At 42.5% G+C, this 15,073-nt stretch carries 17 protein-coding genes and 1 other RNA gene; 6 read left to right on the top strand and 12 right to left on the bottom strand.

Features of this window, described 5'->3' with window-relative positions; translation table 11 throughout:
- The first annotated feature begins 10 nt into the window (after positions 1–10).
- Positions 11–751, top strand: a complete 741-nt coding sequence (locus OGM63_RS08645) for a cytochrome c biogenesis protein CcdA (protein ID WP_263745113.1) — start codon at positions 11–13, stop codon at positions 749–751.
- Positions 752–754: 3 nt separating this feature from the next.
- Positions 755–2,158, top strand: coding sequence for a cytochrome c biogenesis protein (locus OGM63_RS08640; protein WP_263745112.1), 1,404 nt, complete (start codon positions 755–757; stop codon positions 2,156–2,158).
- 51 nt (positions 2,159–2,209) lie between these two features.
- Here the strand turns inward: OGM63_RS08640 and OGM63_RS08635 are convergent, their stop codons facing one another.
- The 6 genes from OGM63_RS08635 to OGM63_RS08610 form a co-directional block, all read right to left on the bottom strand.
- Positions 2,210–2,992, bottom strand: a complete 783-nt coding sequence (locus OGM63_RS08635; RefSeq protein ID WP_263745111.1) for a Uma2 family endonuclease — start codon at positions 2,990–2,992, stop codon at positions 2,210–2,212.
- Positions 2,993–3,018: 26 nt separating this feature from the next.
- Positions 3,019–3,438, bottom strand: a complete 420-nt coding sequence (gene queF / locus OGM63_RS08630) for a preQ(1) synthase (RefSeq protein WP_263745110.1) — start codon at positions 3,436–3,438, stop codon at positions 3,019–3,021.
- A 43-nt stretch (positions 3,439–3,481) separates the two neighbouring features.
- Entirely contained in the window at positions 3,482–3,904 is a 423-nt protein-coding gene (locus tag OGM63_RS08625) for a hypothetical protein (RefSeq protein ID WP_263745109.1), read from the bottom strand.
- A 115-nt stretch (positions 3,905–4,019) separates the two neighbouring features.
- Positions 4,020–4,400 carry a phasin family protein gene (locus OGM63_RS08620; RefSeq protein WP_263745108.1) on the bottom strand — a complete coding sequence of 127 codons (381 nt, stop codon included), beginning with the start codon at positions 4,398–4,400 and terminating at the stop codon, positions 4,020–4,022.
- Between the two features lie 25 nt (positions 4,401–4,425).
- An RNA gene (ffs, locus tag OGM63_RS08615) (signal recognition particle sRNA small type) lies at positions 4,426–4,522 on the bottom strand.
- A 36-nt stretch (positions 4,523–4,558) separates the two neighbouring features.
- Complete coding sequence (locus OGM63_RS08610; RefSeq protein ID WP_263745139.1) at positions 4,559–4,825, bottom strand: YciI family protein; 267 nt, start codon at positions 4,823–4,825, stop codon at positions 4,559–4,561.
- Positions 4,826–5,128: 303 nt separating this feature from the next.
- Here OGM63_RS08610 and OGM63_RS08605 point away from each other — a divergent pair, with 303 nt between their 5' ends.
- The 4 genes from OGM63_RS08605 to OGM63_RS08590 all read left to right on the top strand — a co-directional run bounded on the left by OGM63_RS08605 (position 5,129) and on the right by OGM63_RS08590 (position 9,370).
- Positions 5,129–5,662: a 2'-5' RNA ligase family protein gene (locus tag OGM63_RS08605; RefSeq protein WP_263745107.1), complete on the top strand. Its 534-nt coding sequence runs from the start codon at positions 5,129–5,131 to the stop codon at positions 5,660–5,662.
- 132 nt (positions 5,663–5,794) lie between these two features.
- The gene (locus OGM63_RS08600; RefSeq protein ID WP_263745105.1) at positions 5,795–6,190 is read left to right on the top strand and encodes a lysozyme inhibitor LprI family protein; all 396 of its coding nucleotides are present in this window, start codon (positions 5,795–5,797) and stop codon (positions 6,188–6,190) included.
- 244 nt (positions 6,191–6,434) lie between these two features.
- Positions 6,435–8,444 carry a S8 family serine peptidase gene (locus OGM63_RS08595; protein ID WP_263745104.1) on the top strand — a complete coding sequence of 670 codons (2,010 nt, stop codon included), beginning with the start codon at positions 6,435–6,437 and terminating at the stop codon, positions 8,442–8,444.
- A gap of 221 nt (positions 8,445–8,665) precedes the next feature.
- Positions 8,666–9,370: a peptidoglycan-binding domain-containing protein gene (locus tag OGM63_RS08590; RefSeq protein WP_263745103.1), complete on the top strand. Its 705-nt coding sequence runs from the start codon at positions 8,666–8,668 to the stop codon at positions 9,368–9,370.
- Between the two features lie 198 nt (positions 9,371–9,568).
- Here the strand turns inward: OGM63_RS08590 and OGM63_RS08585 are convergent, their stop codons facing one another.
- The 6 genes from OGM63_RS08585 to OGM63_RS08560 all read right to left on the bottom strand — a co-directional run.
- Positions 9,569–10,789, bottom strand: coding sequence for a lactonase family protein (locus OGM63_RS08585; RefSeq protein ID WP_263745102.1), 1,221 nt, complete (start codon positions 10,787–10,789; stop codon positions 9,569–9,571).
- A 234-nt stretch (positions 10,790–11,023) separates the two neighbouring features.
- On the bottom strand, positions 11,024–11,725 hold the full coding sequence (locus OGM63_RS08580; RefSeq protein ID WP_263745101.1) for a glutamine amidotransferase: 702 nt from the start codon (positions 11,723–11,725) through the stop codon (positions 11,024–11,026).
- Positions 11,726–12,271: 546 nt separating this feature from the next.
- Positions 12,272–13,228, bottom strand: a complete 957-nt coding sequence (locus OGM63_RS08575; protein ID WP_263745100.1) for a diiron oxygenase — start codon at positions 13,226–13,228, stop codon at positions 12,272–12,274.
- 85 nt (positions 13,229–13,313) lie between these two features.
- The gene (locus OGM63_RS08570; RefSeq protein WP_263745099.1) at positions 13,314–13,991 is read right to left on the bottom strand and encodes an O-methyltransferase; all 678 of its coding nucleotides are present in this window, start codon (positions 13,989–13,991) and stop codon (positions 13,314–13,316) included.
- Between the two features lie 310 nt (positions 13,992–14,301).
- A complete protein-coding gene (locus tag OGM63_RS08565; RefSeq protein ID WP_263745098.1) occupies positions 14,302–14,892 on the bottom strand; it encodes a carboxymuconolactone decarboxylase family protein in 591 nt (196 codons plus the stop codon).
- Positions 14,879–15,073, bottom strand: a 195-nt coding sequence (locus tag OGM63_RS08560; protein ID WP_263745097.1) for a hypothetical protein, incomplete at its 5' end; no start/stop codon positions are given. The genes OGM63_RS08565 and OGM63_RS08560, both read right to left, overlap by 14 nt.

Here is a 15,073-nt window from a genome sequence, read left to right as displayed (position 1 = left end):
TATCTACCCCATGCTTGAAAACCTACAAACCCGACTTTACGAATTAGAACAATTCGCTAACACCCTGGTTTCTAACCAATTAACGCACCTAAGTTTTCTCAGCGTCGGTGTAATTTTTCTTGCTGGCTTGCTGACTAGCCTGACACCTTGTATGCTTTCCATGCTGCCTATAACTATCGGCTATATTGGCGGTTATGAAGCAAAAAGCCGTCTGCAAGCAGCTGCCCAATCTACCTGGTTTTCTCTCGGATTAGCAACCACACTTGCTGGACTAGGAATTATAGCAGCTTTGTTAGGAAAAGTCTACGGTCAAGTGGGAATTGGTTTACCAATTATAGTTAGTATTATTGCAATTCTCATGGGACTGAACCTACTTGAAGCATTACCTCTGCAATTCCCATCTTTTGGTGGTATGGAGTGGATTTCTCAAGAATTGCCCCAAGGATTGCGTTCTTATTTAATTGGAATGACTTTCGGTGTCGTTGCTTCTCCTTGCAGTACACCTGTTTTAGGAAGCTTACTGGGTTGGGTAGCCAGTACGCAAGACTTAGTTTTAGGCGCGGTTTTGCTACTTGCATATACAGCAGGTTATGTAGCACCCTTGATTTTGGCGGGTACTTTTACTGCTTCAATTAAGAAGTTGCTAGAAGTGCGTCGCTGGTCTGGTTGGATTAATCCAGTTAGTGGAACGCTGTTGGTAGGATTTGGTGTCTTTTCTTTAATGTCGCGGATTCCCTTGGGAAACTTTTAATCAATGACTTTAGACAATACAACTGTAAAAGAATCAAGTTGGTGGTCAGCATTTGGGCGGTTTTTCCGGCAAGAATTTTTAAGAGTGCTGACAGATTTACGATTGGCAATTGTGATGTTCCTAGCGATCGCACTCTTCAGCATCACCGGCACAGTCATCGAACAAGGTCAATCTCATGGATTTTACCAGGCAAACTACCCCGAACACCCGGCTTTATTCGGTTTCCTAACTTGGAAAGTAATTCAGGTAGTCGGTTTAGACCACGTATATCGTACTTGGTGGTTTCTCTCATTACTTATTTTATTTGGTACAAGCTTAACCGCTTGCACTTTTACCCGTCAGCTACCAGCTTTAAAAGCTGCCCGTCGTTGGAAATTTTACGACGAACCGCGACAATTTGAAAAACTCACTTTGAGTGCTGAATTAGATACGGTTTCCCTATCTTCCCTCACTCCACTTCTACAGCAACGCCGCTACAAGATTTTTTCCGAGCCAGAAAAAGATCATATTCTTTACGCCCGCAAAGGCATAGTCGGACGCATTGGGCCGATAATAGTTCATATTGGCATGGTGACTATTCTTTTGGGTGCAATATGGGGCACAATGACTGGTTTTATGGCACAAGAAATGGTTGCTAGTGGCGATACTTTTCAGGTGCAAAATATTATAGATGCGGGACCTTTAGCCGCGTCAATTTCCAAAGATTGGTCTGTAAAAGTCAATCGTTTTTGGATTGATTACACCCCTTCGGGCGGAATTAACCAATTTTACTCAGATTTGTCTGTTTTAGATAGTGAGGAAAAGGAAATTGACCGCAAGACGATTTTTGTTAATCAACCTCTGCGTTATCGTGGCATAACTTTGTACCAAACTGATTGGGGTATCGCTGCTGTGCGCGTCACAATTAACAAAAGTCCGATTTTTGAGTTACCAATGACGCAACTTAATACTAAGAATAAAGGGCGCCTTTGGGGAACTTGGATTCCTACAAAACCCGATTTAAGTGCAGGTGTCTCGCTGATAGCAAAAGACTTGCAAAAAACGTTATTAATTTACGATTCAACTGGTAAGCTAGTTAGTACTGTGCGTGCCGGCGCGTCAACGGAAGTTAATGGGGTGACGTTAAAAGTTCTTGATGTCATTGGTAGCACTGGTTTGCAAATTAAAGCAGATCCAGGTATTCCGATTGTTTATACTGGGTTCGCTTTGCTAATGCTGGGTGTGGTGATGAGTTACTTTTCCCATTCACAAATTTGGGCTTTGCAAAAAGGCGATCGCTTATATGTGGGTGGTAAAACTAATCGCGCTCAAGTCGCTTTTGAACAAGAGGTTTTGGGTCTTTTAGATCAATTAAGTTCACCAAGTCAAAGTGAAAAACCTCGCATTCTGACAGAAAAGATTAGCTAAAATGGGTCGATGTTGCGTTCACGAAGTGACTCCGTTGGAGTATCGTTCAGCCTACTCTGCATCTGGATCTATACCTAAAGAACGCAACTTTGCCGCGAGGAATTCTTTGCGCTGACGTTCAGCTTCAAATTGAGCGATCGCATTATCTGCACGTTGACGTTCTCCTTCTGCACGTTGACGTTCCAATAAAGCTTGTTCGGAACTCCACAACAGCAAATTACCCGCTTCATCCCACCATCGCAGCCAAGAAATATTTAAGCCTAAGCGAGTTCCCTGCCAAATTCCCAAAAACAATTTCAACTCAGGAATCCAAAAGCGTCCTGATGATGGTTCCTGCAAAATATATTGACTATTTTCTAGACGAAGCACTTCTAGAGTGACTTCATAAGGATTAAAAATCACATAAGTCGGAATTTGCAATATTCGTTCATAAAAGTATAGTTTCCCGTAAGGAAAGGTGGGACGAATCGAGTATTCTCCGTTATCGGTGTCTGAAAGAAACTCCATCACCACACTCACAGCTTCACCTTCAATATTCGGTGTGTAGCTGCGACGAATTACCTCTGCACCAACGGGTGATACATGCGGTACATATAACCAATCTGGTGCTTTGACGACTGTTTTTTTATTAATATTAGCGACGATGCCAAAATTCGATACCACAAGCATCTCCGGTTGAATGCGATTTGCGGCACCTAAAGCATCAGTCAGCGCTGCTGCTAAGGAAGGCTGTTGAATATTTTCCACTGGATCGTCGGGGAGAATAAAGTCGTCTGGGAGTTTTTCCCAAGTCACTACAGGGGTTTGATGCTGGGGTGTGGCTAGTAGAACCATAACGTCATTATCACGATAAGGTGCGTTTAGAGGAGCGACTTTTGATGATGCACTTCAACGACGGTATGCACATTACCGCGTGGTGTAAAATCTGCTTTGACTGTCACTTCTAACGGGTCACAAGCGGCAACAAAATCATCCAAAATTTGATTTGCAGATTCTTCGTGGGAAATATAGCGATCGCGGTAACTGTTAATGTACAGCTTCAGCGCCTTTAATTCCACCACTCGCTCATCAGGCACATAGCTAATATAAATCGTCGCAAAATCAGGATAACCAGAAAATGGACATTTACAAGTAAATTCCGGTAAAGAAATATTAATATTGTATCTCCTGCCCACACGCGGATTAGGAAATGTAATTAATTCTCCTGACGCAATCTCACGTTCACCATACTTCATTTCTTGGCTTGACTCAGATGCAGTTTCTGGTAAGGAGTTAGTCATAAAATAATTTTTATAGCCGTCATTTTAATCGTCGGGTCGTGATTCAAAAATCCTCATCTCTAAATTCTAAATCTTGCTGTTCCCAGTCTGGGCAAGTCTCATCTTCATATCCTTCGGGATGCATCGCACAAACTAGCAAGTTACCACCATAAACTTGACCGTGGTAGTTACGACAACCAATACAGGCAGGATTTTGTTGTGGTGAGGCTTCAACTGAATAAGGAAAAGCTGGATCTACATCGCCAACAACTTCTTCCAGTTCCCAATATACTTCTAAAATTGGTTCAGCCAAATCTTGTAAATACTGCTCAATCTCAACACCAATGGTATTTTGTAATTGGTCGGTCATTTCTTCGGTTAGATCGAAAAAGGCATCAACCATTTCACCCATCCCCAAGAAGAAACGATCTACTTCATCTGCAACTGTTTCGATGATTTCCGCGATATCTTTTTGCCAGTTTTCCATAAAATTGACGTCCTTACTAGCTTTTTACAGGACGCTTCGTGCTAAATCGCTATCAGCACTATAATACACCCTGATAAATACATATTAATTTATGGTTTGCAACGTTTCTGGATAACTACTTATCGCGTTGCAGTCGTTTTAACTCTTCTTGCAGTTCTAGCACTTGATCGCGCAAGCCATCAACATTGTCAGTTGATGCTTCTTTTACGGTAGGATCATCGTCTTCTAGAATCTCGATGCGGCGTGGTTCCGAGGCGGGTTTTTCTGGAGCGGTAGCATCAGATGGTGGTTGCTGTTGAGCTTGCTTCATCATGTCTTCGACGAAACGGCGGGCTTCTTCTGTATTCATTTCGCCTTTTGCAACCATTTCATCTGCCAGTTTTTGGACTTGCGATCGCAATTCGGCTAATTTTCCCCCTGCTTTCTCACCCGCGTAAGAAGCTAACCCGACACCGAGGTAAAAAGCTTTTTGAACAATATCTCCAAAACCAGGCATTGCAGAGCCGCGCTCCTAAAAATTGGGCGACCCGGAGACTACGCCTACTACAAGCATCCCGTATTGCTGCTACCTTCCGGTTCTGACAAGATTTGGGCGTTGCAGTCGCATAGGTCCAGGTCACAAACAATCATAACACAAAAATTAGTAGATGTGTGTTATTCGACTACAATTCGCCATTCGTAGAGCTGGTAATTGACGCAACCGTTTTGCACCAAGGGGTCGAGAGCGACAATTGCTTTTGCCTCATCCATTGAAGCAGCTTCAAACAGCAACATACCCCCTCCCATCTTCCCCCAGTAGCCCGATCGCGCTTTGTGTCCTTTAGCGATCAAATCTTGAACATAAGCTTTGTGAGCGGGTACGTATTGGTCAAAGATGTTTTTATCGACTTTGCCTTCTTCAATCTTGACAAACCAAGGCATTTGCTTGCTTCCTCTGGAATTTTCGTTTGTAATATGTTGCAGTACTTTCATCATCTCAAATCCTCAGCCCGCAGATAGTATCATTCGTTAGCGGCTGTAAACTATAATCTCAAATCTGATGACTCATATCTTGCACCAGTTGCAACAACCGCCTTAGAATGAATTCTAAGGCTAATAGCGCTCACTCGTCTTTAGACGACTGAGTAAGACATTCAGTCAGTTTTAACTGAATGAGTGCTATGAGCCAGGAAATTTATTTCCTGGCGGTTTATAGTGCTAATTGAGAATGATGCAAGATGTCAGATGAGTCGTTTTTTTGTTGCTTTGTTACCACCCCAGCCCATTCAAGACTGCGCCAACGAAATTAAACAGTACTTCGCCGATCGCTATGCTAGTAGTGCGGCACAAAAATCTCCACCGCATGTTACCTTACAACCGCCTTTTGAATGGGCAGATAGCAATGTACCATTGTTAGAGGATTCTCTGAATAAATTTGCTCGTGAACGAGAGTCAATACCCGTCACACTTCATAACTTTGCGGCATTTGCCAAGCGTGTCATTTATATTGATGTTGTTAAAAGTCCAGAGTTGATGGATTTGCAAGCTGATTTCATCGCTGATATGGAGAAGTTGGGAATTATTGACAAATCCCATCACTCATTCACTCCCCACATGACGGTAGCGTTTCGGGATTTAACAAAGCAAAACTTTGAAATCGCTTGGAGAGAATTTGTGAAACGACAGTTACATTTTGAGTTCAAGTGCGATCGCTTAACCTTACTGCTTCACGACGGCAAACGCTGGAATGTCAAAACAGAGTTTTCCTTTGTATCTTAGTTGACTGCAAATCTGAAGATTTTGGGAAAATTGCCAGAAATATGTCAGGTTTTATACTATATTAAAAATCACGATCCCGGTAAATTAAGCATAATTTGCGAAAAAGCGAGTTTTGATTTAGCAATATTATCTATGTATAAACGAATTAGCCGATTTGTCTTGGTAGCGATCGCACCGTTATCAATTTTAGTAATTTCTCCGTCCAGCATTGCTCAAACACGAACAATTAATTGCTCCAAGGCAACAGCGACACCAGAAGTTAAATTTTGTTCTCAACAATCTTACCAAGCAGCAGATAAAAAACTCAATCAAGTTTATCAGCAAGTCGTTTCGGGCTTAAGCAGTGAGCCAAAGCAATTACTAATTTCTGGACAACAGTCATGGATTAAGTTTCGCGATAACAACTGCAATTTTGAAGTATATAACTCCCGTGGTGGGACAGGTTATGAAATCTTTCGTAACGGCTGTTTGGAGAGACTGACAAAACAACGTACAAAAGATTTACAAGATTATCTGTCTTCTCGATAATCAACTTTTAAGTTGATGGGCATAAATAAACGTGTTCTAACGTAGTAAGGGCTTCAGCCCTTAAACTGAATAATTGAGCGGTGAACCGCTCAGTACGAAGGAGAGTGTTTTACGTTGAATTTCCCATATTTCGACAAATCTCTTTCAGGAATCGAGAGGCTTGAACAAGTATTTAATTCTCAGAATACCAGCAGAGATAAGAATGCTTGGATAAACTATCCCAAATGAAGAAACAAAGAAAACTATGGCAAAGATAACCATCAACGGTATATCAATCGATCCAGAAGCTCAGAGAAATGCAATCATCTCTGCTAATCTGATTAGTCCTGACAGTTCCGAATCAAATTATATTCTCATCCAATCGACTCAACCATTGAACCGCGAGCAGAAAAGTCAGCTATCGAGTAATGGTGCAGAAATTCTGGAATTTGTACCAGAAAATACTTACATTTGTCGTTACAATCCTTCTAATTTGGATGCAATTCGGGATTTGCCTTTTGTTGAGTGGGCAAATGTTTATTTAGAAGGCTTCAAAATCGCCCCTCAATTGGTGATAGGAGGCAAAAATGATACAGCGAATCTGTTAGCGATAAAAGCTGCTGACATATCACTGTTGGGGCAGCCGAAAGAAGTGACAGTGGTGTTTCATAATAACGTTTCCATCGATGATAAGTTGCGCGATCGCATCGCTACGGCTGCCAGATTAAACCCTAGCGAGCTAGAATTTAGTCGCAACTCAATAAAACTCTCAGTTCAACCTCAATATCTTGAAGACTTGGCAAAAATAGACGAGGTGCGACACATTGAAGAAAACGTGCCACGGCAGCTTTTCAATAATGTAGCTTTGGGAGTGCTGAAAGCAGACCAGACACACAGCACAGTCAATTTGCAAGGAGAAGGTCAAGTTGTCGCGATCGCCGACACAGGCTTTGACAAAGGTTCAACCACAGACGTTCATCCAGCCTTCACAGGCAGAGTAGTTAAGCTTTACCCCTTGGGACGGTCAACCGCTAATGACCCTCAAGGACACGGTACGCACGTAGCTGGCTCAGTTTTGGGCGATGGCAAATCTGACACAATGGGGGGTGCGATTCAGGGAACAGCTCCTAAAGCCAAGCTGATACTTCAATCGGTTCTCGATTCCAGAGGAGGTTTGGGAGGACTTCCGCAGGATTTGAACAACTTATTCAAACAACCTTACGAGAATGATGCAGCTCGCGTTCATACAAACTCCTGGGGAGCGGCAACACGCGGACAATATACGATAGATTCTCAAGAAGTAGACCAATTTGTTTGGGAACATCGAGACATGGTTATCTGCTTTGCTGCGGGTAACGACGGCTCTGATGTAGATCGCAACGGAGTGATTGATAATAAAAGTATCGGCGCACCCGGAACAGCAAAGAACTGTATTACAGTTGGAGCCTCTGAGAATAACAGACCAGACCAATCACAACCATATAAGGTTTTGGGTCGCTATAGCGCCGAGCCGATCGCCTCAGATGGCTGGTCTAATAACCCCGATGGGATGGCAGCTTTTAGCAGTCGAGGACCAACTCAAAACGAGCGAATCAAGCCAGATGTTGTTGCTCCCGGAACTGCGATTCTCTCTACTCTTTCGCGAGACGCAAAAATTGATTCATTCTTTGGCAAATCCACAGATCCCCTTTATGCTTTTCTAGCTGGTACTAGCATGGCTACACCGCTAGTTGCAGGTTGCGCTGCTGTGGTGAGAGAGTATTTTGTGAAACAGAATCACCAACCAAGTGCGGCTCTAGTTAAGGCAATGTTAATCAATGGAGCTAAAGACATCGCCGGTCAATATGTTCCCTCGGAAGCGGGAGAAATTCCCAACCTCTCAGAAGGATTTGGTCGAGTTGATTTAGCCGCAACGGTAGGACCGAGAAACGATAATGAGCAGGTTACTTTTAAGGACGAAAGCACAAAACTTGAGACGGGAGAAGAGGAAAAAACTGAAGTAGAAATCAGTAAGTCAAATTCTGTTTTGAAGGTGACATTGGTGTGGACTGATTTCCCCGGTGAAGCTCTTCAAAATGACTTAGATTTAATTGTGCGTGCCAATGGTGAAGAGCGACACGGAAATATGCCGGCATCCTCAACAGATTTCGACCGACGAAATAATGTTGAACAAATTGTTTGGACTAATGTAGCTCCAACAAAGGTGGAAATTGTGGTACGTGCTAACCGAATTCTTCATCCACAATCCTATGCATTAGTTGTGAGAATCTCTTAGGTTAAAATAATTGTTGTAAATCCTGGGAATATTTTTTTGCTCAGAGGATTTACAACAATTTTTGCCAGTGCGATCGCCACATAAATAAAAGTGATATCAAGCTTTATCTAGGTATCTAAATTTGAATCAATGCGATCGCCAAAGGGTACGAAGGTGTAAAATTTAAAACAGTTTTCCCAGCTCTCAGCATCAGTAATTTAGTAATCAAGGAACCAAAAAGCATGGCACCTGTCTATACTAACGAAGCCATCCGTAATATCTTAATTGGGTTTGGATACCTAGCTCCTGATAGTAATCCTGGTAGCAATCCTCCCTGGAAGACGAATAATAACCCTTTGACGGATGAACACACCGTCACCGCAGTCAAAAAGTTTCAGCAAGATTACTCCCTCAAAGCAGATGGCTTTGCTGGCGATCAAACAAAGAAGGTGTTGTATGATACAATCGTCCAGCTTCAGAATAACTTGAAGCGCCAAGGTTTCGCCACAGATGCTCAGATACCTTCAGATAAGCCGTTTTATGGACCAAACACTTATGAAGCGGTGAAGAGATTTGAGCAAAAACAGGGTTTGACGGTGAATGGTATTGCTGACAAGGAAGCACGTACACTTCTAAGTCAACCAAGTTTACCAGCGAATAACATCAGGCTGATAGATGTGTGCATCCAATTCAAACAGAATCCGAAAAAGCCTAACTATATTGAGGCACTAAATTATTTACAAGCTCAGTTAAGCTCAGACATTTTAATTGAGTTTACCAACCAGTGGCGACAAACTAATGATGTGAATCCTGCGATAGTCAAGCTGACGGATGTGTGCAATTCTTATGTAGCCAAAACCCATCAAGATAAAGCCCTCAATTACTTACAAAGTCAGATATCTCCAGATGTATACAAAAGATTTACCGAACTTTGGAAGAAGCAGTAATATCGTGTCTGGTTAAAAACTTATCGGGATTGTCTGCAAGGGTGTGAAGCTCTTTTTGCACAGAGGCAGGAATAATAATAGACATCTCCGAAAAAGAATGTAGAGACGTTAAATTTAACGTCTAATCAAGGGTTTCGTCTCTACGTATGACTCTGGAGATGTCTATTGCCTTAACCTGTGACGAATGCAAACCAACAATCACATTGCAGAAATGCCTTCCAGTCCACTATTCCCCTTGAGTCCCTTAGAAATTGTATCAATCAATTTTAGCTCTCCATTATCCTCCACCCGAAAAGCACTTACCGAACCTGGAAGTGAGTTCAGGGTATAGAGATAGCGAGAGTTACGCGTAATCGCTATATCCAGGGGAACTATTGCTGACCCAATGGATATTGTACTCAGATAGCTCAATTCACCGGATGGAGAAACTAGGAAGCTCGTGAGTGAGTCACTGTTCGGATTTGAAGAGATGGCTATGCGACCATCTTCTGTAGTCACAACCCAGCAAGTATTTAATCCTTGAGCCGGCACGGAGCGACTGATGGGATTCAGTAAGCCATCCGAATTGATGGAATAGGATGAAACAGCTCCTTGATTTGCTTGAAACGCCTCAGATACAACGAGGGTGCCTTGTGGTGTAAAGTAAATACCGAATGGGGTCTGTCCCACAGAAGGACTGACAACGGGGTCGTCTGTTAAGCCATCCGGCTTAACTTTGTATACGTTGAATTGGTTCGCAAGACGTTCTGAAACGACTATATTTTGTCCGTCGGGGCTGAACGCAATCGTCGATGCTCCAACATCGAACTGATCGCTGTTTACCCCGCGTGTGGAGCCATCAATCTTTTGAAGACGTCCACGTGGAAGAATGCGGAAGCCAGTAATGTTCCTGTTGCCCGAAGCATTGAGCACGTAAAGGAGATCGTTATGAACAGCGATACTATTTGGAAATGCACCTCCCGAAGGCTCCTGATCAACAAGTACAAGCCCAGAGCGTGATGTCGCAAATGAGGTAATAGTTCCACTAGCCGCGTTGACGCTAAACAAGAAGCGATCGTCATCACTTAAGACGATAGATGACTGCGATTGTAAAGGGTCTATAGCACCACCAGGGCCTCGACCACCAGTCGAAACTTGGCTCTGATAACTCAGCTTTCCATCGTTCCCTCGCCGATAAACGACGATTTCATTTCCATCTACTCCATTGGTTTGCACATAAACAAAGCCTTGAGAGGGGTAGGAGTATCGAGCATAAGCAGATGGGATAACAGCAAAAGCAAGCAGACATGCTGCCGCTGCGCTCATTATAAAGAGCAAAATTTTCATCATTGCCTTGATATTTGACCTGACGTGAAAGTTTGCCATGAGTTTGTATTCCTTTGTTTCAAAATTTGACAGGTTGTAGAAATAACTTGACACTGATAAAAGCCAAATCCGGGTCAGGGTGATGTTTGGATTAAGAGTGTAAAGTAGTGCATCGCCTGTTGGGCTGTTTGCATACAGCTATTGCGATTAGAAAAGACCTACGTCAACCGAGCAATGGCATCAAGTACACAGTCAATGATGCCCTTCCCATACCCGATAAAAACAGTATTATTATACCAATATAGAGATGTCGAGTTCAGAGAAATTTTGCTTCTGGGTCATGTCGGGCTACAAGGATGCCAACCATGCTTGCCAGAACTTCGCAGATTGAATCTCTAGCCTAGCAGCATAATCTTTTGTATCCTGGCGCAACTTAGTGACCATAACATCAGGAATTTGATCTATTTCGCAAGCATGACTGATAAACCAACGCTCTACCCCAGAAGCAGTTACCTCCGGGTGAAACTGCAAGGCTAATCCACGTTTACCCCAAGAAAATGCCTGGTTTTGGTACTTAGTAGTGGAGGCTAGTAGGATGGAACCAGCAGGCAAATCAAAGGTATCTCCATGCCACTGCAAAACAGATGTCTGCTCTGCTGCTAGGTGAGCTAGACTGGAATGCATACCGATGGGATTGAGTTCTAATTTTGACCATCCAATCTCCTTTTCATCACCAGGGTATACCTTGGCTCCAAGGGAACGAGCCATCAGTTGAGCTCCTAAGCATATTCCTAATGTAGGTAAATCCGCTGCCAGACGTCGCTCTAATAAACTCATCTCATCAATGATAAAAGGATAATTTTGCTCATCGTAAGCACTAATTAGCCCCCCAAGAATGACGATTAAATCTGGAGCCAGAGGATCAATTGCAGCTAGGCAATCTTGTCCAGCTTCTACGTAGCTAACCGCATATTTTTTTTGCTTCAGAATCTCGGTCAAGTTTCCGAGATCCTCAAACCCTAAGTGCCTAATGACTGTGGCACGTTTCATATCTGTCACCTAAGTAAATTTACTAGCCTTTCGGGCGACTTTGGCAGAGGGCAGAAGGAAGAGGTGATTTTTTATGCTTTCTTTAATAGACCTCTTGCATAAATAAATTTTTATCTCACGCACTCGTAGCAAAGACGCAAAGAAGAGGATAAAAAGAAGGACTTTTGCAAGAGGTCTAATGACTCTGTTCTCTGTCCTGCTTTGCCCAAATCGGGTAGATCCACCCCCCACCAAATCCAATACTGCTCGGTTAAGCTTACAAACGCGAAAAATCGTAGGTTGGGTTGAGGAACGAAACCCAACGTTCATAAGGTTTTGTTGGGTTCCGCAAAGCCTCCACCCAACCTACAATTATCCTTAACCGAGCAGTATTGCCACCAAATCTTCTCCTTCAAAGACGCTTCTCTTCTTAGGCTGCCCCAACACAAATGATTTGGTGGTCTTCAATCTGTTGGGGCTTGTACCCCAACTGTAATGTCTTATACCTTCAGCATCCCTGGCTTTCTTTTTGACTCACACTGATTAATTGCTGGTATATAGACAAAACTACATTAATTGGTAGTCAGCAAATGCTTGTCGGGTCGAATATATCGAAAAGACCCCAGATGATTCAAACATTTTCAAGGTTGGTTGTGCTGCCTGTTTGACTCTCTCGGCTACTTCTTTCGATATATAGACTTCTTCTAGAATTCCTTGCGCTTCTTCTCTTTTAAATCCTAAATGTCTGAGGATGTTGTACTCCGACTCACGGCATGGACCCAAAAAAGCCCAGACTAATTTTGGTAGTAATTGCCCTATTTCCTCTTGTTCATAAGGTGAAAGATGATTCCAGAGCAAAGGGAACAAGTCACGAAAATAGACACTATGCAAGGCTTCATCTGCTGCATGATCGCCAATCACATCCCGCACAACTGATGCTACTTGGGGATCATTTGGAACAGCCTGGAGAACTTTCGTTACTAGAGTCTCTGAAATAGTGACAAAAAAGAGCTTAATCAGGTTGAGTGAGATGCGATTTTGATTTTCCAGAAGTAGCTGATCTAAAATACGATCAAATTGTGGACGCCCAACTACAGTATGATCCAGGTGGAAAGTTTCTACTACTTTGCTTGACAACATTTCGACGAAAAGTGCATGACCACCTTCATCGCAGTAAATACGTAAAGCATCATGTCTCTGGGCAGTATTCAAAGAAATAGGTGCTATTCCTTGAGCTAATGTACTGCACACAGGATTGACATAATTTAGTTCTAGGAGGGTGGTGAACTGGAGATGAGTCAGTAGCCGATAAGCAAGTACCCTTAGGAAGCGGTTAGGATCTTCTGCTATTTTGTCATGGGAAACAAGCGGAACTAACTCTGGAGAAAATGGTAGTCCGAAAATTAGATCTTTTCTGACGGTTTTACTGCGAATCCAACTGATTTCATCCCAACGCTTGAATGGGCTTTTATAGTCCTTACGAACTGGATCGGAAATCTCAAAAGCTTTAATTTGAGTAAGCATGTTTACTGTTCCAGTAAAGATTGGAGATAAAAAATTTGACAGGGAGGTGAAAAAGTTTTTATCTAAGTTATAGCAGATAGACTTTCTATTTCATAAGTTTGGAACAAATAAGAAGTCCACTTCCTAGAGGCAAAATTGAGCTACTTACTTTTGGGTCAGATGCAGCTAGATCGATAAGTTCTCGTAAAGATTTCAAAAGCTTGTCATCATTAGGCTCTATGACATTTCGACCGGAAACCCAACCATCTACAGTCGGCATGAGAACATTATCTATAATCAGTAATCCTTGAGGCTTTAATAACTCAACACAAAGATGGTATAAGCCTGGATAACACTCCTCAAAGACATCTAAAAATACTAGATCAAACTTCTTCTTCTTGGTTGATAATTCTTGGCAGACTGTACTTGCATCTCCCACGAGGAAAGTTACATATTTATCCAAACCGATTGCTTCTAATGACCGAGTTGCCTCTATTGCCCGCTTTTCATCTAGTTCAACGGTGATGATATGTCCATTAGAGCCTGTATCTTTTAAATATTCAGCAAATCCAGCTGTACTGTAACCAAGGAATGTTCCTAATTCGAGAATTTCTTGAACACCGGCTCCCAGACATAAGGTTTTGAAAAAGGCAATTTGTGAAGGAAAAACTTCTTCATGTTCTAAGCCAAGTGCTTCTATTTTCTCCCTTATAAGCTTGAGCGATGTTGATTCTCCATCGAGTGTATTTTCAAGAAAATGGCGAACTTTTTTCTCAGTTAGCATAATTATCCTCGTTGTGAAATTTCTTTCTTCGTTGACTGTGCTACTTTGTTTGCAGAAAAAGTGCTTTGATTTGCACCAACAGAAGTTAAGTATGAATGAACTTTGCTTCTGTATTTAGAATAGGAGTAAGCACTATCAACTTATGCAGTTTGGGAATAAAAATGGAAAAAGTATTTTTTGCGATCGCGGATAATTTTCACAAACAACTCAAATAGACATCTCCAGGGACTGAGAATCAACCACGGTTTCACTTCTGTTTTCCGGCTGATTTTTGGAGATGTCTAATACTCGATTAGGGCATTCAAGGTTGTTAGCTGACTGAATGTTTGCCAGCACTCCACCAAGATAAGGAACTAGAAGCCATGTCAAAAGGTGGTTTTTCTATATTCGTAGCGATCGTATCATTCCACTTGTTGTAAAAAGACATCATGGCAATAAGGCTGACAATCTCAGCGATCGCTTCATCTCCGTAGTGTTTACGCAGTTCTTCAAAATCTTCGTCTGATACTGCATTGGGAAGTTTGTTAGCTTTAGACGCAACGTTGAGCGCAGCGCGTTCGGCATCGGAGAAACTGGGATGAGTATTGTAATCATGGATGTTTTGAATCTTCTCCATCGGCAACCCATACTTTAAGGATAACCCTGCACAATGGGCAGTACAGTACATGCAACCAGCCGCACGAGATGCCTTATACATAACTAGTAATCTGAGTTCCATAGGGGTTTTCCCCTCTGTCAGCAACACTGCGGTGGTTAATTCAACTACCGCTTTCATCACAGCAGGCTTATGCCCCATTGTGAGATAGTCGTTGGGGAGAAATCCGAAAAATTCCTCAAGTTGCTTGAACATTTCATCATGTTCAGCTAGATCGCTGAGGGGTTTAGGTTCAAGTCTTGGCATGGTTGTCTCCTGTAATGTTTTTGAATATTTGCTTAGTCGATGATTGCTTGGATTGGTTAAACTCAACGGGTTTGTTGCCTCCCCCGTTGGTCTTCAAAACCGTGCGTGAAAGTTGTCCCTTCACACGGCTCCTCAACTGTAGTTGTTTTGTCATAACAAGCTTCTCACCATTATTAAGGTT

It is taken from the genome of Plectonema radiosum NIES-515, assembly GCF_025753815.1.
Classification (GTDB): Bacteria; Cyanobacteriota; Cyanobacteriia; order Cyanobacteriales; family Nostocaceae; genus Hassallia; species Hassallia radiosum_A.
This window is presented reverse-complemented; position numbering and strand designations above follow the sequence as displayed.

Coding starts and splice junctions, on each gene's coding strand:
- OGM63_RS08645 (WP_263745113.1), top strand. CDS start 11: ATGCTTGAAAACCTACAAACCCGACTTTACGAATTAGAACAATTCGCT.
- OGM63_RS08640 (WP_263745112.1), top strand. CDS start 755: ATGACTTTAGACAATACAACTGTAAAAGAATCAAGTTGGTGGTCAGCA.
- OGM63_RS08635 (WP_263745111.1), bottom strand. CDS start 2,992: ATGGTTCTACTAGCCACACCCCAGCATCAAACCCCTGTAGTGACTTGG.
- queF (WP_263745110.1), bottom strand. CDS start 3,438: ATGACTAACTCCTTACCAGAAACTGCATCTGAGTCAAGCCAAGAAATG.
- OGM63_RS08625 (WP_263745109.1), bottom strand. CDS start 3,904: ATGGAAAACTGGCAAAAAGATATCGCGGAAATCATCGAAACAGTTGCA.
- OGM63_RS08620 (WP_263745108.1), bottom strand. CDS start 4,400: ATGCCTGGTTTTGGAGATATTGTTCAAAAAGCTTTTTACCTCGGTGTC.
- OGM63_RS08610 (WP_263745139.1), bottom strand. CDS start 4,825: ATGCCTTGGTTTGTCAAGATTGAAGAAGGCAAAGTCGATAAAAACATC.
- OGM63_RS08605 (WP_263745107.1), top strand. CDS start 5,129: ATGAGTCGTTTTTTTGTTGCTTTGTTACCACCCCAGCCCATTCAAGAC.
- OGM63_RS08600 (WP_263745105.1), top strand. CDS start 5,795: ATGTATAAACGAATTAGCCGATTTGTCTTGGTAGCGATCGCACCGTTA.
- OGM63_RS08595 (WP_263745104.1), top strand. CDS start 6,435: ATGGCAAAGATAACCATCAACGGTATATCAATCGATCCAGAAGCTCAG.
- OGM63_RS08590 (WP_263745103.1), top strand. CDS start 8,666: ATGGCACCTGTCTATACTAACGAAGCCATCCGTAATATCTTAATTGGG.
- OGM63_RS08580 (WP_263745101.1), bottom strand. CDS start 11,725: ATGAAACGTGCCACAGTCATTAGGCACTTAGGGTTTGAGGATCTCGGA.
- OGM63_RS08575 (WP_263745100.1), bottom strand. CDS start 13,228: ATGCTTACTCAAATTAAAGCTTTTGAGATTTCCGATCCAGTTCGTAAG.
- OGM63_RS08570 (WP_263745099.1), bottom strand. CDS start 13,991: ATGCTAACTGAGAAAAAAGTTCGCCATTTTCTTGAAAATACACTCGAT.
- OGM63_RS08565 (WP_263745098.1), bottom strand. CDS start 14,892: ATGCCAAGACTTGAACCTAAACCCCTCAGCGATCTAGCTGAACATGAT.